Here is a 21509-nt window from a genome sequence, read left to right on the forward strand (position 1 = left end):
GCCGCTGTATTGCGTTTTAAAGGGCAGAATGTTTCGTATGGATAAGACTGACCATCGAATCATTTCGTGCATGGTGGCCGATGCCCGTTCGAGCTTCGCCGACATCGGCGCGAAGGTCGGGTTGTCCGCCCCCGCAGTGAAGCGTCGGGTGGATCGACTGCTGGATCTCGGGGTGCTGCGCGGCTTCACCGCGGTGGTCGATCCGGAGGCCCTGGGTTGGGGCACCGAGGCCTTCGTCGAGGTCTACTGCCACGGGAATGTGACGCCGGGTCAGATCCGGGTCGGGCTGGAACCGTTGGCCGAGGTGGTGGGTGCGTACACCGTGTCGGGTGCCGCCGACGCCATCGTGCATCTGCGGGCCGCGAGCATCCAGCATCTGGAGACCGCGTTGGAACGGCTACGGGCGGTGGATTTCATCGACCGCACGGTCTCCACGGTGGTGCTCTCCAAACTGTTGGAACGTCCAGCCATGCCCGAGGGCGGCACTGGGCTGGATCGCGGCCCGTCCCAGGGTGCGATCGGCCCCATTTGACACAAGCATTCGCACCAGTCTCCTCGGTAGTGTTGGACGCGCAGCGTGCACATCGCCGAGACCGGCCATGAGCCCGAGGGGGAGCCGCCACGACCTGACTGTCCGGCCCGAATCGATGGCGAGCGCCGATATCCCGCGTTCACGCCTCTGCCGGGCCCACTGGTGGCGGCACACCTCGCGCCCTCGGTGGAGCCATCATGCGGGCCACACCCCCAGCGGACTGGGAAACAGCCGACCGACACCCGCGGGCTGGCGTCCTCCACGTTCTGTTCTTGTTTGCCTGCCCACGCCGTTGTCCCCGACAGCCGTGAGGAAACGAGCAATGACGGTGACCAAACACGACGATCCAGGCTCGGACGGGAGCGGAGGCGGTCCCTCCCCCGATGCCGCGAGCCGCCGACTCGACCGAGTCGTCATCCGCTTCGCCGGTGATTCGGGCGACGGGATGCAGCTGACCGGAGACCGTTTCACCTCCGAGGCCGCCGCGTTCGGCAACGACCTCGCGACGCTGCCGAACTTCCCGGCCGAGATCCGGGCCCCAGCCGGAACGCTGCCCGGGGTGTCGAGCTTCCAGTTGCACTTCGCCGACTACGACATCCTCACCCCGGGCGATCGACCCGACGTGCTGGTGGCGATGAACCCCGCCGCGCTCAAGGCCAACATCGACGATCTGCCCGCAGGCGGGATCCTGATCGTCAACACCGACGAGTTCACCAAGCGCAACCTGGCCAAGGTGGGTTACGACGCCAGCCCGTTGGGCGGGGAGTCACTGGCTGCCTTCCAGGTGCACGAGGTGGCGATGGCCACGCTGACCAGAAGCGCGCTCAGCGAGACCGGGCTGTCCAAGAAGGACGCCGAGCGGGCGAAGAACATGTTCGCGCTCGGATTGTTGTCGTGGATGTACAACCGACCCACCGAGGGCACCGAGCGGTTCCTGCGGGAGAAGTTCGGCCGTAAGCCGGACATCGCCGAGGCCAACGTGCTGGCCTTCCGCACCGGGTGGAACTACGGCGAGACCACGGAGGCCTTCGCCATCACCTACGAGGTGGCGCCCGCCAAGCTCGCGCCGGGCACCTATCGCCAGATCACCGGCAACGCCGCGTTGGCCTACGGCATCGTCACGGCGGGCACTCTCGCCGAGCTACCGGTGTTCCTGGGCACCTATCCGATCACTCCGGCGTCGGACATCCTGCATGAGCTGAGCAAGCAGAAGAACTTCAACGTCACGACCTTCCAGGCCGAGGACGAGATCGCCGGCGTCGGCGCCGCATTGGGCGCCGCCTACGGCGGGGCGCTCGGCGTGACGTCGACCTCCGGCCCCGGCATCGCGCTCAAGGCCGAGACGGTCGGCCTGGCGGTGATGACCGAACTGCCGCTGCTGATCTGCGATATCCAGCGTGGCGGGCCGTCGACGGGTCTGCCGACCAAGACCGAGCAGGCCGACCTGTTGCAGGCCATGTTCGGCCGAAACGGCGAGGCGCCGGTGCCGGTGCTCGCGCCCGCCTCCCCCGCCGACTGTTTCCAGGTCACGCTGGACGCGGTGCGGATCGCACTGACCTATCGAACCCCGGTGCTGCTGTTGTCCGACGGCTACATCGCCAACGGGTCGGAGCCGTGGCGGATTCCGGAGGTCGACGACCTTCCCGACCTGCGGGTCGCCTTCGCCACGGAACCCAACGCGCCGGACGGCTCCGGCGAGTTCTGGCCATACCTGCGTGATCCCGAGACGCTGGCCAGGCCGTGGGCGATCCCGGGAACCGCAGGGCTGCAACATCGCATCGGCGGCTTGGAGAAGTCCGACGGTCGGGGTGACATCTCCTACTCCCCCGAGAACCACGACCGCATGGTTCGCCTGCGACAGGCCAAGATCGATGGCATCACCGTGCCCGATCTGTCGGTAGACGATCCGGACGGGCAGGCGAGAGTGCTCGTACTCGGGTGGGGTTCGACCTTCGGTCCGATCGGTGCGGCCTGCCGTCGGGTGCGGGCGGCGGGTCTGTCGATCGCCTCGGCTCATCTGCGTCATCTCAACCCGATGCCGGGCAATCTCGGCGAGGTGCTGGCCCGCTACGACCGGGTGGTCGTTCCCGAGATGAACCTGGGTCAACTGGCCATGTTGATCCGGGCCCGCCATCTGGTGGACGTGATCAGTCACACGAAGGTCGCCGGGCTGCCGTTCAAGGCAGAGGAGCTGCAAGACGTGCTGACCGATGTCATCGGCCGGGTCGACACATGACCTCCGGCCTCGCCCGTGGCGACGCCGAGGGCACGGCGACCGCCTCGATCCGATGGACGACACGGCATCGCGCCGGACACCTGCTTTCGAGGAGGACGACAGATGACGGCTGTTGAGCTAGGGCTGCCGCTGATCGGCGGGACCGCAGGGGTTCCGCGAACCGAGGAGAAGCAGACGGCGAAGGGCTTCACCTCCGACCAGGAGGTGCGGTGGTGTCCCGGCTGCGGCGACTACGCCGTGTTGGCGGCCGTGCGGTCCTTCCTGCCCGAATTGGGGCTGCGCCAGGAGAACATCGTCTTCGTGTCGGGGATCGGGTGTTCCTCGCGGTTCCCGTACTACCTGAACACCTACGGCATGCACTCGATTCACGGTCGCGCACCGGCGATCGCCACCGGTCTGGCCACATCGCGGCCCGACCTCTCCGTGTGGGTGGTCACCGGGGACGGCGATGCCCTGTCCATCGGCGGCAACCACCTGGTGCACACGCTGCGGCGCAACGTGAACCTGAAGATCCTGCTGTTCAACAACCGGATCTACGGGCTCACCAAGGGCCAGTACTCGCCGACCTCGGAGGTCGGCAAGGTCACCAAATCGACGCCTGCCGGTTCGCTGGACAACCCGTTCAACCCGGTGTCGCTGGCTCTCGGCGCCGAGGCCACCTTCGTGGCCAGGGCGCTGGACTCGGACCGCAAGCAGCTCACCGAGGTGCTGCGCGCGGCGGCGGAGCATCGCGGCACGGCACTGGTGGAGATCTACCAGAACTGCCCGATCTTCAACGACGACGCCTTCGACGTGCTCAAGCAACCGGGCGAGCGGGAACGGCGAATCATCGGACTCCGACACGGCGAACCCATCGTGTTCGGCGCCGAAGGCGAATACGCGGTGGTGACCGACGGTTTCGGGCTCCGGGTGGCCGCGACCTCGGAGGTGGACCGGGACGCGATCGTGGTGCATGACGCGACCCGGTCCGATCCCGGTTATGCCTTCGCCCTGTCCCGGTTGGGCGGCCAGGATCTCGATCCGACCGTGACGGGGGTCTTCCGCGCGGTGGCCAGGCCGACCTACGACGATCTGGCCCGCGAGCAGGTCGCCGAGGCGACCGCCAAGCGGACCCCCGATCTGGGGAACCTGCTGCGCGGGAACGAGACCTGGACCGTCGTGGGTTGACGCTGCTTCGTTGAAGGCCGCAGCGGGGTCAGTGCCCGGTGGAACCGGATCTGCGGGTGTGCCAGGGCGCGAACCCGGCCCGCTGGGCATCGGCCTCGCTGCGGAACCACACCTGGGCCTTCGCCGTGGCGAACTGCGGCGACTGCTCGGTGTAGTAGGTACGGCTCTTGGCGTTGGCCTTGATCTGGTAGTCGGCGGTCGGCGCCGAACCGTCCGGCGCGGCGGGCGCGGACCCCGGACCGAATGGCTGGGCACCCTTCGGGGTCAGGGTCGCCGCGTCGAGCCGGTTGCCCTCCAGGTCCTGGATCGGGATCCATGGTTCCCGGCCGGGAGAGCTGGACGGGGTCGGCATGACCGGCTGGGCGATGGCGGGTATCGACCCGGCCGGGAGGGCCGGTCGCGGCGGCGGACCAGCCTGGCTGCCTGCCTGGCCTCGGCCCGCGAACCACACGAACTCGGCCGCTCCGCCGCTGGGTGCCGGGCCGGGGGCGACGTTGTCCGCCTCCAGCACCGGTTCGAACAGCGACCTGGACCGTTCGCCGCCGGTGTCCTCGGCGTCGGCCGCGTCGGCCGCCGACGGGGTGGCGTCGCCGAGTTCCAGATCGTCGAGCGGATCGGTGCGCCGGGCGAGGGCGGCAGAGGCAGGCCGGGCCGTTGCCCGATCGGCGACGTGCGGGATACCGCCTGCGGTCCGACGCCGGTCCGCCTGGTCCTCGGCGGGCTGCGCCGGTTCCGCCGGAGTCCGGCCCTGGTCGGCCGAGCCGGCAGGCCCTTCGTCGTCGGAGATCGACACAATCGGGATCATCGCGGTCTGTTCACCCTGTTCGGTTGTGGACTGGACTGCATCGACGCGCCCGTGATCGGTGCCGACGGACGATTCCTCGGCGGCTTCCTCGACGTGCTCTTCGACCGGATCGATGGCGGGCTCGAACATCGACACCGGTTGCTGGGTCGGCGTCGCAGCACCCGAGGCGGCGGTATCACGCACCGGCCAACCCGAGGCCAGGTTCGATCGCTCGACCGGCGCGGCAGGCAGGCCGCCATCCTGAACTGCGGCGGCATCCTGGTCGGCGTCGGGAAGCGATTCGGGCCGCGCGGAGATGGCGAGCGGCCCAGGGGTCCGATCGCCGCGCTTCGCCGTCGAGGGCTTGCGCTTGGGCAACTCGGAGGCCGCCCCCGGCTCCGGCTCCGGTGGGGTGACGACCTGCTGGTCCGGCCACTCGTGTTCCCCGACGGGATGCTCGTCGCCTGCCTGATCCTCGGCCGGGGTGTCCTCGGTGGGGAACTCGGCGGCCGCTACCTGGTCGGCGGGCTCCTCGGTGGCGGACAGGTCGGATCGGCGGAAGAAATCGGTGCGTGGCTCGGCCACATCGCCGACCCAGGAGGTCGCATCGGATCCCGGCGTGGGCTGGGCCATCGGATGCTGGTCGGCGTCGACGTCCTCCAGGCTCGAACCGCTGCGCTGCTCGCTCTGCGGCCAGGCGCCGTCGAGGCCGTCGGCCTGCGCCGGGTCGTCCGCGACGTCGGCGGCCGGCAGGTTGCGGCGCGGATGCTGTTCCGGTCGAGCCAGTCCCTCGGGTTCGCTGCCACGCCAGGTATCCGGGTCGGACTCCGACAACAGGTCGGCGACCGACGCGTCCTGCGGCCGGGAATCCGCCGCAGGTTCGGCGTCGCCCATCTCATCCGGCCAGCCGATCGTCTCGTCACGTCGTCCCGGCCCGGCCTTGGTGCTGCTCGGTCCGTCGAAGCCACGTTCGGGGCGGGCGGGTTTCGCCGTCGGGTCGGCACGCCGGGCATCGGCCTGCGGGAAGAAGGAGCCGGTGTCGATGACCGCGGTCTGGTCGGCCTGCGCCTCGGGCCGTTGCTCACGGCGTTGCGCCGTCGGTCCCTGGTACTGGTCGAGTGGCCCGGGGCCCCGGTCGCGGCGGGAGTCGTCGAGGTTGCCGCGCTGCTGCGCATCGGGCCGTGCGGGGGTTCGATCGGCGTGTTGATCGGCGAAGAAGTCGGATCTGGTCGGTTCGGGTCGACGCGGGGGTTCGGCGGGGCGGGACGGCAGGTGTCGGGTCTGAGGCGACGGCGCGGGACTGTTGTCCCACAGCTCCTCGTACGTCTCCGGCATCGGCTGTCTGCTCGTCGGGTTCGGCGTCGTGCCCCGAATACCGGCGAGCAGGTCCTCGCCGTCGAAGTCACGTTGCACGGAGGCGGCACGCTGCGGCGACCGCCCGGCGAACTCGTCGGGTTGATCGGTGTCGACCGCATGGTCGAGTTCCGGGCCCGACTCGCGGTCGGTCTCCAATCGGGAAAGCCGTTGTTGCGCAGGGCGAACCAACAACGCCCAGGTGATGAGTACCCCTAGGACGAAGGCGAGCAGGCTCCACAGCCATACCTGCCCGAAGATCGAGGTCACAGGAAGTCCCTCCTAGCCGCACGCCCGCATCCCTGGCCGTGCCTGGCCTTGAACGCGGTGCCATGACCACGCCGATAGCGCATCGTCTCGTCGGTCTTCACCGGTTGGGGTCGTTCGTCCCACGCAGTAGCGCCTCATCGAAGCAGACTCGAGCGCCACGTCAAGCCCGCAGTGTTGCCGACCCGACCCCGCGTCTGCCACCACGCCTGCGAGGTCTCGGCAGAGAATCACCGAGAGTCCACTCCCCGCGCGCCCGCGATACCGGCTTCGTCCAACGCCGGCCCAAGCCTTCCAGGAATGGCGCTCGAATGTGCAAGCGGGGTAGCCGAATGCGGTAGTACGACCGTACGGAAAGCGCGAAGCATATCGCCGGTCTGCGGCGTAGGCTCACCCCGTGTCCGTCCCTCCGTTAGCCGCCCCAACAGGCCACTCGGGTTCGCAGTCGACGGCAGAAGGCGCAGGCAGCAGGCTCGGCCTGTTGTCCGGCGCGAGTGCCTATGTGTTGTGGGGCGTCACTCCCGGATTCTGGATCCTGCTGGAGCAGTCGGGCGCGGTCGAGGTGTTAGCCCATCGGTTGGCATGGACGCTGATTCTCATGATCGGCGTTTCTTTGGTGTTGGGCAGATTGTCCGCCTTACGCGGGCTCGGACTACGCGCCTGGACGATGATCTCGGTTGCCTCGGTATTGATCGCGACCAACTGGGGTGTCTACATTTTCGCCGTTCACACCGAGCGGGTCATCGAGGTCTCCCTCGGCTACTACATCAACCCGCTTCTCAGCGTGCTGCTCGGCGTTCTCGTGCTCCGCGAGCGGCTTCGGCCGCCGCAATGGATAGCGCTGGGTGTGGCCGTCGTCGCCGTGGTCATCGTGACGGTGGACTACGGACGGGTGCCGGTCATCGCCTTGGTCGTCGCGGGCAGCTTCGCGGTGTACGGCCTGTTGAAGAAGACGGTGCCGCTGGATTCGCTCAACAGTCTCACCGCCGAGAGCCTGGTGCTGGCGCCGGTGGCGATCGGCTACCTCGGCTGGTTGCAGGTCACCGGTGCCGCGACCTTCGTCACCGAGGGCGCCTGGTACAGCTTCCTGCTGTTCCTGGCCGGTCCGATGACCGCTCTGCCCCTGTTGCTGTTCGGCTTCGCGGCCCGGCGGATCCCGCTGACCGTGATGGGAATGCTGCAATACCTGGCGCCGACCCTGCAGCTGCTCTGGGCGGTGCTCATCGCAGGCGAGCCGATGCCCGCCTCCCGCTGGTTCGGCTTCGCACTGGTGTGGGTGGCGCTGGCGATCTTCACCGTCGACGCGGTGCACCGCGCCCGGCGGGCAGGCAGGGCCGCCGGTGTCGAGCAACGACGACAGGCGGCGACCGTGGTCGAGCCGGATCGGCTCTGAATCGGCCGTGCCACGCCCCGGCAGACTTCGTGACGCCCGCTCCGGCAGAGCCGCCGAACGCCCCGCCATGACCCGCACAACGGCCGAGGACGTGCACTGGACCGGCGTGGCAACGACCTATCCGAGGTAAGGCGGACGGCGAAGGGGTCACCCCACGGCCGACCCCGTGCGGCACCCGGGGAACGGGGTGGGTCAGCTGCTCCGCTCGACGACGTACTCGATCACACTGCCCAGCGCATCCCTGGCCGGGTGCGGCGGCAGCACGGCCAACTCGGCGCGAGCCCGCTCGGCATAGTCGGCCAGCGTCCGCCGGGCCTCGGCGACCCCGGAGGAGGCCCGTAGCAGGCTCAACGCCTCCTCGACCAGGACGTCCTCGACCACCGGTCCGGACAGCAACTCCCGAAGCCGGGCCGCGTGCGGCGACTGCTCGCCCATCGCGTAGAGCATCGGCAGGGTCAGAACGCCTTCCCGCAGGTCGGTACCGGGCACCTTGCCGGACTCCTGCATGGGCGAATCGATGTCGATGATGTCGTCGGAGATCTGGAAGGCGATCCCGATCAACCTGCCGAGCTGCCGGAGCGCCTTGACCTGTGCCTCCGGCGCGCCGGACAACATCGCACCGTACTGACCGGCCGTCGCGATGAGCGATCCCGTCTTACCGGTGATCACCTGGATGTAGTGCTCGACCGGGTCGACACCCGCCGAGGGGCCCACGGTCTCGCGCATCTGACCGGTGACCAACTCGCCGAAGGTCTCGGCGATGATCCTGGCGACCTCGGTGCCCAGATCCGCCACCAGATACGAGGCCCTGGCGAACAGATAGTCGCCGGTCAGGATCGCTACCGCGTTGTCCCAGCGGACGTTGGCACTCTGCGTGCCCCGTCGCATGGTGGCCTCGTCCATGACGTCGTCGTGGTAGAGCGAGGCCAGATGCACCAGCTCGACCGCGACAGCGGCCTTGATCACATCGTCTTTGCCATGTACACCGAACTGCGCCGCCAGGAGCGTGAACATCGGTCTGAACCGCTTGCCGCCCGCCTCCACGAGGTGCGACGACGTCTCGGTGACGAAGTCCGAATCACTGCGCAACATGGCGTACAGCAGGTCTTCGACCTCGGTCAGACTCGCAGCGAGGTCGTCAGCCAGTCCCTCGTCCGCGATTTCCAGAGGTGAGGTCCGACCTCCACCGACCTGAGTCCGACTCGTGCCTGCCACGTCACCGCCGCCTTCTCGCCAAGGGCTCATGCGTCATGAGCCTGTCGCCAATCCCCGCCCGAAACACGGGCGGGGATCGCGCTGACAGGCCCTACGACGTGAACCCACCAATGCCTGCCCAGTCCAGGGCCAACGTCGGCAGCACGCCGAGCAGCAGCGTGACAACCACACCGAGCGTAATCGCAGCCGTGGTGAAGGCTCCGGGCACACTCACTGTGGGCCCGTCGGGAGCAGGCTCGCTGAAGTACATCAACACGATGACACGCAGGTAGAAGAACGCGGCGATGGCACTGGCTATGACGGCCACCACCACCAGCGGAGCCATTCCATCCGCGACCGCGGCCGAGAACACCGCGAGCTTGCCCATGAATCCACTGGTCAGCGGAATGCCCGCCAGCGCAAGCAACAGGAACGCGAACACGCCTGCTACCAAGGGTGACCGCTTCGCCAGACCGGCCCACTTCGACAGGTGAGTCGCCTCACCGTCGGAGTCGCGGACCAGGGTGATGACACCGAACACCGCGACGGTGGTGAAACCGTATGCGAGCAGGTAGAACATCGTGCCCGCCAGACCCTCGTCGGTCAGCGCGATCGCACCGACCAACAGGAAGCCAGCGTGGGCGATGGACGAGTAGGCCACCATCCGCTTGATGTCGGTCTGGGTCAGACCCAGCACCGCGCCGATCACCATCGAGGCGATGGCCACGGCCCAGAGCACGCCCTCCCACTCCCAGCTCGACGCCTCGAAGGCGACGGTGAGCACCCGCAGGATCGCACCGAACGCGGCGACCTTGGTACAGGCCGCCATGAAGGCGGTGATCGGCGTGGGAGCGCCCTGGTAGACGTCGGGGGTCCAGGAGTGGAACGGACCAACGGACGCCTTGAACATCAGGCCGACGACCAGCAGACCCAGGCCTGCGAAGAGCAGCGTCTCCGACCGGTCGGTACCCGCGGTGGCCTGCGCGATGGCCGACAGCTGCACGGAACCCGCGAAGCCGTAGAGCAGCGCGATGCCATAGAGGAAGAACGCCGAGGCGAACGCGCCCAACAGGAAGTACTTGACCGCCGCTTCCTGCGAGATGAGCCTGCGCCTACGGGCCAGACCACACATCAGGTAGAGCGGCAGGCTGAGGACCTCCAGCGCGACGAACATCGTCAGCAGGTCGTTGGACGCCAGGAAGGCCATCATGCCGCCGAGCGCGAACAACGCCAGCGGGAAGACCTCGGTCTGCATGCCCGGAGTGGCACCCGGCTGCGTCCGCTCCTGCGTCCCGTGCAGGGCCGCCTGCGCGACGAAGGCGCCGCCGCGCTCCACGGAGCGGTCCGCGATCATCAGCAGCGAGGGCAACGCCAAGGCCAGCAAGGTGCCCCACAGGAAGATGGTGGGGTCGTCGACGGCGATCGCGCCGTTGAACGTCGTCACCGGTTGCACCTGATGCTGCGCATCGGCGAACGCCGGATCCATCGGCACCTGCTCGGTAAGGCCGAGTCCGACCCGCAGGTCCTCGTTGATGTAGAGGACCATCATCAGCGCCGCCAGCACCAGCGTCACCATCGACAGGCCGACCTGCGCGGCCCAGCGCTTGGGCCTCGACAGGAACGCCTCGAACAGGACGCTGACGAAGGCAGCGATGAAGACGACGAGCAGTGGGCTGATCGCCCACCAGTCGATCGAGTAGCTCTCCACGCTCTCGCTCTGCGCGAGAACGGACACGCTTGTCAACACCTCAGTCGCCTTCCTGACCGGTTGCCTCAGGTCCGACCCCGGAATCCGTTCCGGTCACGGGATCGCTGAGGCCGACCTCGGTCATCGTCGCCTCGACCGAGGGAGTGATCACCTCGAGCACCGGAGCCGGGTAGAACCCGAGCACCACGATCAACACCACCAGGGGTGCCAGCACGCCGACCTCACGCGCGCTGAGATCGGGCACCTTGCTCTTGATCTTCGTCAGCAGCGACTCCGACGTGGGGTCGACCGCCGCGCCGGGCCCGCCTGCGAGCCCGGTCAACGCGTCGCCCCGCAACGGCCCCTGCATGATGCGCTGGTAGACCCAGAGCACGTAGAGGGCCGCCAGGATCATGCCGATCGCGGCGAGCACCGTGTAGACGGGCTCACGCGGGAACGATCCGATCAGCACGAGGAACTCGCTGACGAAGGAGTTCGTGCCCGGCAGAGCCAACGAGGACAGTCCGGCCACCAGGAACAGACCGGCCAACACCGGGGTGACCCGCGACATGCCGCCGTAGTCCTGGATGAGCCGCGATCCGCCCCTGGCGATCACCATGCCCACCACGAGGAACAGCATTCCCGTGGAGATGCCGTGGTTGACCATGTAGAGCACCGCGCCGCTCTGCGCCTGGCTGCTGAACGCGAAGATGCCCAGCGCGATGAAGCCGAAGTGGGCCACCGATGTGTAGGCGACGAACCGCTTCATGTCGCTCTGGCCGACCGCGAGCAGCGAGCCGTAGAGCACTCCGGCGACCGCCAGCACCAGGATCACCGGCGCCAGTTCCACGCTGGCGAGCGGGAACAGCGGGAGGCAGTACCGCAGGAAGCCGAACGTACCGATCTTGTCGAGAACACCGACCAGCAGAACGCCTGCTCCGACCGGCGCCTCGGCACCGGCGTCCGGCAGCCAGGTGTGCAGCGGTACCAACGGCGCCTTGATCGCGAAGGCGATGAAGAAGCCGAGGAACAGCCAGATCTGGGTGCTCAACGGAGCATCGGAGATCGTTGCCTGCAGCGTCGCCCAGTCGAAGGTGCCCTGGCCCAGCTCGTCCGCGCTGACGACGTAGACGCCGATCACGGATGCGAGCATGATCAGCCCGCCGAGCAGGGAGTACAGGAAGAACTTGACGGCGGCGTACTGCCGACGCGGCCCACCGAAGCGGCCGATGATGAAGTACATCGGCACCAGAACGGCCTCGAAGAAGACGTAGAACAGCAGCACGTCGGTGGCGGCGAAGACGCCCACCATCAGCGACTGCATCACCAGCAGCAGGGCGAAGTAGCCCGCCTTGGTGCGTCCCTCGGGAAGCCGTTCCTCCCAGGAGGCGCCGAGCACGATCGGCACCAGGATCGCGATCAGGGCGATCATCACCAGCGCGATGCCGTCGACCCCGAGCGAGAAGTGCACGCCGAACGCGGGAATCCAGTCGACCGAGCTGGTCAGCTGCATCCTCGGCCCGCTCGGGTCGAACGCCGTCCAAGCCAGGACGGCCAGCACCAGTTCTCCCAGGGAGAAGCCCAGTGCGGCGATCTTCGCGGTTCGCTCGTTCCCTCGCAGGAAGGCGACGACCAGCGCGCCGACGAGCGGCAGGATCAGCAGCGCCAAAAGCACCATGGAACCGCTCACCTTTCCTCCCTCATGCTCACGGTCAGCGTGTTACCGACGTCCTTCGACCCCGTGGTCACGAGAACCTCACTATCAACAGAGCCGCGATCACGAGGACCGAGCCTCCCAACATGCTCAACGCATAGGAGCGGACGAAACCGGTCTGAGTCCGGCGGAGCCGCCCGGAGGAACCGCCGAGCAGCGCGGCGGTGCCGTTCACGACCCCGTCGACGCCCTTGTTGTCGACGTAGACCAGGGCCCGGGTCAGCCACGTGCCCGGCCGGGCGAACAGCGCCTCGTTCAGCACGTTCCCGTAGAGATCGGCGCGGGCGGCGCGCACCGGCAGCGAGACCCTGGTGGGTCGCTGGGCGGGCACCCGGCGCACTCCGAAGAGCAGCCAGGCCGCGAGCACACCGAGCGCGGAGAGTCCCACCACGATGAAGGGGATCACCGAGTGCGGCAGGACGCCGTGGTGTTCCACCAGGCTGCCCAGCGAGGGCTGCAACCAGTTGACCAGCCAGTCGCCGGACTGGAGCAGGAAGCCACCGGCCACCGAGCCCACCGCGAGCACGATCATCGGGGCCGTCATCGACACCGGGGACTCGTGCGGGTGGAAGTCGCGACCGTCGGCGGACTTCTGGTCCTTCCACCGTTCCGGACCGAAGAAGGTCATGATCATCAGACGCGTCATGTAGAAGGCCGTCAACGCGGCACCCAGAGCGGCGGCACCGCCGAAGACCCAGCCGCGCCAACCCGGCTCGGCGAAGGCGGCGGCCACGATGGCGTCCTTCGAGTAGTACCCGGAGAAGAACGGGAAACCGATCAACGCCAGGTAGCCGAGCGCGAAGGTGATGAAGGTGACCGGCATGTACTTGCGGAGGTTGCCGTACTTCCGCATGTCGACCTCGTCGTTCATGCCGTGCATGACCGAGCCCGCACCCAGGAACAGTCCGGCCTTGAAGAAGCCGTGGGTCAGCAGGTGGAAGATACCCAGTGCGTAACCCGCCGGGCCGAGGCCGACCGCCAGGATCATGTAGCCGATCTGGCTGACCGTCGAGTAGGCGAGGACCTTCTTGATGTCGTCGTAGGCACAACCGATGATGCAACCGATCAGCAGCGTCAGCGCACCGATGATGGTGACGATCAGCCTGCCGTCCTCGGTCAGCGTGTAGATCGGGTTGGACCGCGCGATCAGGTAGACGCCCGCGGTGACCATGGTCGCCGCGTGGATGAGGGCCGAGACCGGGGTCGGGCCCTCCATCGCGTCGGGCAACCAGGCCTGCAGCGGGAACTGACCGGACTTACCGCAGGCACCGAGCAGCAACAGCAGCGCGATGGCCAGCAGCACGCCGGGCGACAGCTCGCCCGCCCTGGCGAAGACCTCGGTGTACTGGGTGGTGCCCAGCTCGCGGAACATCAGGAAGATGGCAACCGCGAGACCGACGTCGCCGACCCGGTTCATCAGGAAGGCCTTCTTGGCCGCGCTGGCCGCTGCGGGCCTGCGCTGCCAGAAGGAGATCAGCAGGTAGGAGGCGAGACCGACGCCCTCCCAACCCAGGTACAGCGTCACGAAGCTGTTGCCGAGAACCAGGATCAGCATCGCGGCGACGAACAGGTTGAGGTAGGCGAAGAATCGCCGTCGCTCACTGTTGGACTTGCCGGTCAGACCATCGCTGTCATGGCTCATGTAGCCGATCGAGTAGATGTGGATCAGGGATCCGACACCGGTGATCAGCAGTACGAACACCATCGACAGCGGATCGATGCGCAGCCCGAACTCGACGTTGAGCGCACCTGCGGGGATCCAGTCATAGATGTGCAGCTCCTGAACCCGCTCGGAGCCGGACCGACCTGCCATCGAAAGAAACACCGCGAGCCCGTAGGCGAAGGCGGCGATCACCGTGGCAGTGCCGAGCAGGTGACCCCAGGCGTTGGTGCGCTTCCCACCGATCAGCAGCACCACCGCACCGATCAACGGCAACGCAATCAGCAGCCACGCGTATTGAGCCACGCCCTCGGCGATGCTCGGTTCGGCGAGCGAGCCTTGGGCGGCCAGGAACGTCTCCACGCTCGACCCCTCAGTACTTCAACAGGTTGGCATCGTCGACCGAAGCCGAACGACGCGTCTTGAAGATCGACATGATGATGGCCAAGCCGACCACCACCTCGGCCGCCGCGACGACCATGACGAAGAAGGCCATGATCTGGCCGTCCAATGTTCCGTTGATCCTGGCGAAGGTCACCAACGTCAGGTTCACGGCGTTGAGCATCAGCTCGACGCACATGAAGACCACGATGGCGTTGCGTCGCACCAGCACGCCCACCGCGCCGATGGTGAACAACAGCGCCGAGAGCAGCAGGTAGTAGGTCGGTGTCACGCCCTACCCTCCTCACTACTGGTGTCGGTCGCCTCGGCGGCATCCGAAGCCGCCGAGCGCTTGCTCTCAACCGAGTCGGCATCGGATGCCTTCTCGGACGTGGTTGTCGCGTCCGAATCCTCTTGCGCCGCAACCGAACCGTCGTCGCCGGTCAACTCCCGGGCGCCCGGCCCGGGAACGCTACCCGAGACGCTTGCGGTCTCCGCGTCGAGCCGCTCGAGCGCGGTCGACTCGATCAGATCGGACAGCGATTCCGGGGCCACCGAGCCGTCCGGCAGCAACGCGGGCGTCGCAACGGAGTTGGCGGTGGCGAAGACACCGGGGCCGGGCAGCGGCGACGGACGCGAGAGCTCGCCCCGGAACCGGGCCTCGACCCGCTCCCGCTGGGTGAGCTTCACCTTGTCGCGCTTGTCGACCAGCACGAAGACCAGCGCGCCGACGGTGGCCACGACCAGCAGCGCGCCGGTCAGCTCGAACGGCCACAGGTAGTCGGTGAACAGCGACTCGCCGATCGCGCCCACGTTTCCGCCCGGCGCGCCGTTCACCTGGTCGAGACCGACCGAGTCCACCGCGTCGAGCGAGCGAACCAGCGCGCCGACGGCCAGGATGCCGAAGCCGATTCCGAAGAGCGCCGCCAACAGGCGTTGGCCGCGCAACACTTCGACCACCGAGTCGGCACTATCTCGGCCGACCAGCATCAGCACGAACAGGAACAGCATCATGATCGCGCCGGTGTAGACGATGATCTGCACGATGCCCAGGAACGGCGCCTGCTGGACCATGTACATCACACCGAGCGACAGCATCGTCATGACCAGCCACAACGCCGAGTGCACGGCGTTGCGCGCGAAGATCATGCCGAGGGCGCCGAGCAGCGCGGCCGGACCCAGGATCCAGAACGCGATGGCCTCGCCCGTACCGATCACATCGGCGACGGGCTCCGAGCCGGGCTGCGGCGCCGGAACGGCGGCGAGCACCGAGGACCGCAAGGTGGTGAGGACGTCGATACTCACCGGCGTGCCTCCTCGGAACCGGTCTCCACCGTCGCGCCCGTGGGAACGCCCGCCTTCCTGGCGAGCTCCGGTCCGTTGACGTAGTAGTCCTGCTCGTCCTTGCCGAGCCGCATCGGGTGCGGGGGCTGCTCCATGCCTTCGAGCAGCGGAGCGAGCAGGTCCTCCTTGGTGAAGATGAGGTCCTGTCGGTTGTCGTTGGCCAACTCGTACTCGGTCGTCATCGTGAGCGACCGGGTCGGGCAGGCCTCGACGCACAACCCGCAGCCGATGCAGCGCAGGTAGTTGATCTGGTAGTCGGCGCCATAGCGCTCACCCGGCGAGAAGCGGGCCTCCTCGGTGTTGTCCCCACCCTCGACGAAGATCGCGTCGGCGGGACACGCCCAGGCGCACAGTTCGCAACCGACGCACTTCTCCAAGCCGTCGGGGTGCCGGTTGAGCTGGTGGCGGCCGTGGAAACGCTCCGCCGGAATCTTCTTGACCTCGGGGTACTCCTCCGTGGCCACCTTCTTGAACATCGTCGAGAAGGTGACACCGAAGCCCTTGAGGGGATCAAACAGTCCCATCGCCGCCCTCCTTCGGGGAGCTGGCCGGTGCGGAGCGGGTGGCACCGTCCGCGTTGCCTTCGGTGCGCGCAGAATCGCCGGACTTGCCCCGCCGACCGGACACGGCCGCCGGTTCCCGGCCGCCCTTCGCGGTCAGGCTGCGTCGCTTCGGGGTCTCGGGCACCTTGAGGTCCAGCGGCGGCAGCGGATAGCCACCGCCGGACACCGGCGGGCCCTCCGGCGGCGGCACCGCCCGGTCCGGGATCAGGAAGCTGGCCGCCACCACGATGATGAGCAGCACGCCGAGGGCGATCATGATGTGCACGGAGCTGACGCCCTCCGAGGTGCGCAGCACCCGGATGGCCGCCACCAGCACGAACCAGCCCAGCGCGACCGGAACCAGAATCTTCCAGCCCAGGTGCATGAACTGGTCGTAGCGGAACCGAGGCAGTGCGGCCCGAACCCAGATGAACAGGAACAGACAGGCCGCGAGCTTCAGCGCGAACCACAACAGCGGCCACCAGCCGGTGTTGAGGACGCCGTCACCGATCTGGGACAGCGGCCAGGGAGCCGCCCAACCACCGAGGAACATCGTGGTGGCCAACGCCGAGACGGTGACCATGTTGACGTACTCGGCGAGGAAGAACATCGCGAACTTCAGCGAGGAGTACTCGGTGTGGAAACCACCGACCAGCTCCGATTCGGCCTCGGGGAGGTCGAAGGGCGCGCGGTTGGTCTCACCGATCATCGAGATGATGTAGATCACGAAGCTGACCGGCAGCAGGAAGATGAACCAACCCTGATCCATCTGCGCGGAGACGATCTCGGAGGTCGACAGCGATCCGGCGAAGAACACCACGCTGGCGATCGCCAGGCCCATCGCGATCTCGTAGGAGATCACCTGTGCTGCGGAACGCAGCGCACCGAGCAGCGGGTAGGGCGAACCGGAGGACCAACCGGCCAGCAGGATGCCGTACACACCGATCGAGGCGCAGGCCAGCACCACGAGCACGCCTGCCGGAACCTCGGCGAGCTGTAGCACCGTGCGCTCACCGAAGATCGTCACCTCACCGCCGAGCGGGATGACGCCAAGGGCGAGCAGCGCGGGGATCGCCGACAGGATCGGGGCGAGGAAGTACACCCACTTGTCGGCCATCGCCGGGCGGATGTCCTCCTTGAACGCGAGCTTCAAGGCGTCGGCGAGTGACTGAAGAATGCCGAACGGTCCGGCCCGATTGGGGCCGGGGCGCTGCTGCATGCGGCCGATGATCCGACGCTCGGCCCAGATCATCAGAATCGTGATGACGACCGGGATGGCGAAGATCGCGACGACCTTGATCAGGATCAACCAGATCGGGTCATCGGCCAGCAACTCGGCTGCGGGGTTCATCGGTCTCCTCCGTTCTGGACCCCGTCGAGGTAGACCAGCGAACCGTGCCCGGCGGCGAGACTGCGTCGCACCGTCGAGTCACCGGAGTTGCCGGGCAGCCAGACCACGTCATCGGGCAGGTCAGCCGGGCTCAGCGGCAACGCCACCGAACCACGATCGGTGCGCACCGTGAGCAGATCGCCCTCGGCGAGCCCGAGGCGGGCGCTGGTCACCGGCGAGAGCCGGGCGACCGGTGTCCGCGCGGTGCCCGCCAGACTCGGCTCCTCCTCCTGGAGGGAGCCGTTGTCCAACATCTGCCGCCAGGTCGCGAGGTGCAGCTGCTCCGAGGTCGGTGCGCGTCGGGTCGGCGGTGCCACGGTCGGCGCGGGAATCCGCGTGCCGTCGTAGCCGCCGAGCCGGGCCAGGTCGCCCGCCGAGGCAGCAGCGGTCTGGGTGAACAGGTCGACGTCCATCTCCACGGCCAGCGTGTCGAGCACCCGGCAGTCGGGCAGGACGCCGGTGCCGTCGATCGTCGTGACGAATGGGCGGTGCCTGCCCTCCCAGTTCAGGTAGCTGCCTGCCTTCTCGACCGAGGGGGCGATCGGCAGCACCACGTCGGCGCGCTCGGTGACCGCGCTGGACCGCAGTTCCAGGCTGACCAGGAAGCCGACCTTGTCCAGGGCTCGCTCGGCGAGCTCCGGGTCGGGCAGGTCGCCCGGGTCGACTCCGCCGACCACCAGCGCGTCCAACTCGCCCGCCGCAGCCGCGGCCAGCACACCCGAGGTGTCCCGTCCCGGCGTCGCGGGCAGGGTGCCCGCCTGCAGACCCCAGGCCGATTCGACCTCGTTGCGGGCCGCCTCGTCGGTGACCGGCCTACCGCCGGGCAGCAGCGTCGGGACGGCGCCTGCCTCCAGGGCGCCCCGCTCACCGGCCCGACGCGGGATCCACGCCGCCTTGGCACCGGTGCGCTCCGCGAGCCGGTGCACGGCCGAGAACAGTCCGGGGACCTCCGCAGCGCGCTCGCCGACCAGGATGACCGCGTTCGACGCGCTCAGCGCCTCCTCGACGTCCTTGCCGTGGGTGGACAGGGCGTCCAGCGCCGCAGCCTCGCCACCGGGAACGCAGGCGAGCAACGCACCGCCCGGGTCCGGCAGACCCGGGTTGACCCGCTTCGTGGTCTTGCGCACGCCGGGCGAGGTCCACTGTCCGAGGTGGAAGACCTTGGTGCCCTTCTTCCTGGCGGCCTTGCGCAGCCGGAGGAAGACGATGGGAGCCTCGTCCTCCGGTTCGAAGGCCACACAGAGCACGCTCGGTGCCGCTTCCAGCGCGGCGAAGGTGACGCCGCCCGACTCCGGCGAGGTGCCGACGACTCGCGAGCCGAGGAACTCCAGTTCCTCCGCCGAGTGCGGCCGGGCTCGGAAGTCGATGTCGTTGGTGCCCAGGGCGATCCGGGCGAACTTGCTGTAGGCGTAGGCGTCCTCGACGGTGAGCCTGCCACCGGTGAGCACTGCGGCGCCCTTGCCGTCCCTGGCCGCCGCCAGGCCGTCGGCCGCGACGCGTAGCGCCTCGGTCCAGGAGGCGTCACGCAGCTCGCCGGTCTCGGCGTCGCGCACCTGCGGGCGGCGCAACCGGTTGGGAGCCGTCGTGTAGCGGAACGCGAAACGGCCCTTGTCGCACAGCCATTCCTCGTTGACCTCGGGATCGTCGCCCGCGAGCTTTCTGGTGACCTTGCCCCGCCGCCAGTCGCTGCGCTCGGCGCAACCGGAGGAGCAGTGCTCACAGACGCCCGGGGTGGACACCAGGTCGAAGGGACGCGCGCGGAACCGGTAGGCGGCGCTGGTCAGCGCGCCCACCGGGCAGATCTGGATGGTGTTACCGGAGAAGTAGCTCTGGTCGCCGCCTGCGACGGCAGACGACTCGCCACCCTCCAGCAGGTCCAGGCCGATGCTCGAGGTGATACCGCCCTCGGTGACCGCCGTGGAGGCGGTGCCGATCTGCTGCTGCGCACCGCGTTCGAGCAGGTCGAGGAAGTTGTCTCCCGCGATCTCCTTGGAGAACCGGGTGCACCGCTGGCAGAGCACGCAGCGCTCGCGGTCGAGAAGCACCTGGCTGGAGACCGCCAGCGGCTTGGCGAAGGTCCGCTTGTGCTCGTGGAACCGGGAGTCGGTCCGCCCGTGCTTGAGCGCCTGGTTCTGCAGCGGGCACTCGCCGCCCTTGTCGCAGATCGGGCAGTCCAGCGGGTGGTTGATGAGCAGCAGCTCCATCACACCCTGCTGTGCCTTGTCCGCCACCGGGGAGGTGCGCTGGGTGTTGACGACCATGCCGTCGGCGACCGTCATCGTGCAGGACGCCTGCGGCTTGGGCATCTTGCGCCCACCCATCTCGACGTCGACCAGGCACTGACGACAGGCGCCTGCGGGGTCGAGCAGCGGATGGTCGCAGAACCGGGGAACCACGATGCCCAGGCGCTCGGCGGTACGGATCAGCAGCTCGCCCTTGGGCGCGTCGACCTCGATGCCGTCGATGGTGAGCCGGACATGCCCTTCCGGCACCGGCGCCGTGTCGGTCTTCTTCTCAACAGAGGTCATCAGCGGGCTCCTGCCAGAGCGGGACTCGCGGGGTCGGCCGCGGTGCCATTCCTGTTCTTCTCGCAGAGGTCCAGGAACTCCTGCTTGAAGTACTTGATCGCGCTGGTGATGGGGCTCACCGCGCCGTCGCCCAGCGCGCAGAACGAACGGCCGAGGATGTTGTCGCAGACGTCGAGCAACGTCTCGATGTCGGACTCCAGGCCTTCGCCTCGGACCATCCGCTGCAGGATCTGCACCAACCAGTAGGTGCCTTCCCGGCAGGGGGTGCACTTGCCGCAGGACTCGTGCTTGTAGAACTCGGTCCACTTCATGACGGCCCACGGAACCGAGACCGTCTCGTTGAAGATCTGCAGCGCGGTGGTGCCCAGCATCGAGCCCGCTTCGGACGCGCCCTCGAAGTCCAGCGGGACGTCGAGGTGTTCTGCGGTGAACAGCGGGGTGGACGAGCCACCCGGAGTCCAGAACTTCAGCGGGATGCCGTCCTTCATGCCCCCGGCGAGCTCCAGCAGCTCCCGAAGGGTGGTGCCCATCGGCGCCTCGTACTGACCGGGCCGCTCGACGTGGCCGGACAGCGAGTAGATCTTCGGACCGGGCGAACGCTCGCGGCCCATCCGCCGGAACCAGTCCGACCCGCCGTTGACGATGTAGGGAACACTGGCGATCGTCTCGACGTTGTTCACCACAGTGGGCGAGGAGTAGAGGCCTGCGGTCGCTGGGAACGGCGGCTTCAACCGAGGCTGACCGCGCTTGCCCTCCAGCGAGTCCAGCAGCGCCGTCTCCTCACCGCAGATGTAGGCGCCCGCGCCTGCGTGCACCACCACGTCGAGGTCGAAGCCGGAACCGAGGATGTTCTTGCCCAGGTATCCCGCGCGATAGGCCTCCTGCACCGCCGCGTTGAGCCTGCGGATGCAGTGCAGTGCCTCGCCACGGACGTAGATCGCGGCGAAGTTCGCCCGGATCGCGAAGGAGGTGATGATGATGCCCTCGACCAACGAGTGCGGGTCCGCCATCATCAGCGGGATGTCCTTGCAGGTACCTGGTTCCCCCTCGTCGGCGTTGATCACCAGGTAGTGCGGCTTGCCGTCGCCCTGCGGAATGAATCCCCACTTCATACCGGTGGGGAAGCCCGCGCCGCCACGACCACGCAGCCCGGAATCCTTGACCAGGGTGATGAGCTGATCGGGGTTCGCGGCCAGCGCCTTGCGCAGCGCCGAGTAGCCCTCCAACTGCTCGTAGGTACGCAGTCCCCACGATTCCGGGGACAGCCACCGACGGGTCAGCACCGGGGTGAGCGGTGCCACCCCGTTCGAGTTCGGTTCACTCATCGCCGTTCTACT

General features: G+C 68.0%; 15 protein-coding genes. 4 read left to right on the forward strand and 11 right to left on the reverse strand.

What is annotated here, in order from left to right:
• The first annotated feature begins 37 nt into the window (after positions 1-37).
• The 3 genes from BKA25_RS24510 (at position 38) to BKA25_RS24520 (ending at position 3935) form a co-directional block, all read left to right on the forward strand.
• Positions 38-532 carry an Lrp/AsnC family transcriptional regulator gene (locus BKA25_RS24510; protein WP_069846313.1) on the forward strand — a complete coding sequence of 165 codons (495 nt, stop codon included), beginning with the start codon at positions 38-40 and terminating at the stop codon, positions 530-532.
• 322 nt (positions 533-854) lie between these two features.
• Positions 855-2768 carry a 2-oxoacid:acceptor oxidoreductase subunit alpha gene (locus tag BKA25_RS24515; RefSeq protein WP_069846312.1) on the forward strand — a complete coding sequence of 638 codons (1914 nt, stop codon included), beginning with the start codon at positions 855-857 and terminating at the stop codon, positions 2766-2768.
• A gap of 102 nt (positions 2769-2870) precedes the next feature.
• On the forward strand, positions 2871-3935 hold the full coding sequence (locus BKA25_RS24520) for a 2-oxoacid:ferredoxin oxidoreductase subunit beta (protein WP_069846310.1): 1065 nt from the start codon (positions 2871-2873) through the stop codon (positions 3933-3935).
• Positions 3936-3963: 28 nt separating this feature from the next.
• Here BKA25_RS24520 and BKA25_RS24525 read toward each other — a convergent pair whose 3' ends face one another.
• Positions 3964-6342, reverse strand: coding sequence for a sunset domain-containing protein (locus BKA25_RS24525; protein ID WP_069846308.1), 2379 nt, complete (start codon positions 6340-6342; stop codon positions 3964-3966).
• A 394-nt stretch (positions 6343-6736) separates the two neighbouring features.
• Between BKA25_RS24525 and rarD the strand changes: the two genes are divergently transcribed.
• A complete protein-coding gene (gene rarD, locus BKA25_RS24530) occupies positions 6737-7732 on the forward strand; it encodes an EamA family transporter RarD (RefSeq protein ID WP_084642453.1) in 996 nt (331 codons plus the stop codon).
• Positions 7733-7924: 192 nt separating this feature from the next.
• On the opposite strand, the gene BKA25_RS24535 is transcribed toward rarD, so the two are convergent.
• The 10 genes from BKA25_RS24535 to nuoF form a co-directional block, all read right to left on the reverse strand.
• The gene (locus tag BKA25_RS24535; protein ID WP_084642451.1) at positions 7925-8977 is read right to left on the reverse strand and encodes a polyprenyl synthetase family protein; all 1053 of its coding nucleotides are present in this window, start codon (positions 8975-8977) and stop codon (positions 7925-7927) included.
• 61 nt (positions 8978-9038) lie between these two features.
• Positions 9039-10634, reverse strand: a complete 1596-nt coding sequence (gene nuoN, locus BKA25_RS24540; protein WP_446323469.1) for an NADH-quinone oxidoreductase subunit NuoN — start codon at positions 10632-10634, stop codon at positions 9039-9041.
• Between the two features lie 40 nt (positions 10635-10674).
• A complete protein-coding gene (locus BKA25_RS24545; RefSeq protein ID WP_069853214.1) occupies positions 10675-12291 on the reverse strand; it encodes an NADH-quinone oxidoreductase subunit M in 1617 nt (538 codons plus the stop codon).
• Positions 12292-12358: 67 nt separating this feature from the next.
• Positions 12359-14293, reverse strand: coding sequence for an NADH-quinone oxidoreductase subunit L (nuoL, locus tag BKA25_RS24550; protein WP_069853213.1), 1935 nt, complete (start codon positions 14291-14293; stop codon positions 12359-12361).
• A 67-nt stretch (positions 14294-14360) separates the two neighbouring features.
• The gene (gene nuoK / locus BKA25_RS24555; protein ID WP_069846307.1) at positions 14361-14660 is read right to left on the reverse strand and encodes an NADH-quinone oxidoreductase subunit NuoK; all 300 of its coding nucleotides are present in this window, start codon (positions 14658-14660) and stop codon (positions 14361-14363) included.
• Complete coding sequence (locus BKA25_RS24560; protein ID WP_084643534.1) at positions 14657-15649, reverse strand: NADH-quinone oxidoreductase subunit J; 993 nt, start codon at positions 15647-15649, stop codon at positions 14657-14659. Before BKA25_RS24560 ends, nuoK begins: the two co-directional genes overlap by 4 nt.
• A 20-nt stretch (positions 15650-15669) precedes the next feature.
• Entirely contained in the window at positions 15670-16236 is a 567-nt protein-coding gene (nuoI, locus tag BKA25_RS24565) for an NADH-quinone oxidoreductase subunit NuoI (RefSeq protein WP_069846305.1), read from the reverse strand.
• A complete protein-coding gene (gene nuoH / locus BKA25_RS24570) occupies positions 16223-17605 on the reverse strand; it encodes an NADH-quinone oxidoreductase subunit NuoH (protein ID WP_069846303.1) in 1383 nt (460 codons plus the stop codon). Before nuoH ends, nuoI begins: the two co-directional genes overlap by 14 nt.
• Positions 17602-20172, reverse strand: a complete 2571-nt coding sequence (locus BKA25_RS24575) for an NADH-quinone oxidoreductase subunit G (RefSeq protein WP_069846302.1) — start codon at positions 20170-20172, stop codon at positions 17602-17604. The genes nuoH and BKA25_RS24575 overlap by 4 nt, the downstream gene beginning before the upstream one ends.
• A complete protein-coding gene (gene nuoF, locus BKA25_RS24580) occupies positions 20172-21497 on the reverse strand; it encodes an NADH-quinone oxidoreductase subunit NuoF (RefSeq protein WP_069846300.1) in 1326 nt (441 codons plus the stop codon). The genes BKA25_RS24575 and nuoF overlap by 1 nt, the downstream gene beginning before the upstream one ends.
• Positions 21498-21509: the final 12 nt, after the last annotated feature.

It is taken from the genome of Actinoalloteichus hymeniacidonis, assembly GCF_014203365.1.
In the GTDB taxonomy this organism is placed as follows: Bacteria; Actinomycetota; Actinomycetes; order Mycobacteriales; family Pseudonocardiaceae; genus Actinoalloteichus_A; species Actinoalloteichus_A hymeniacidonis.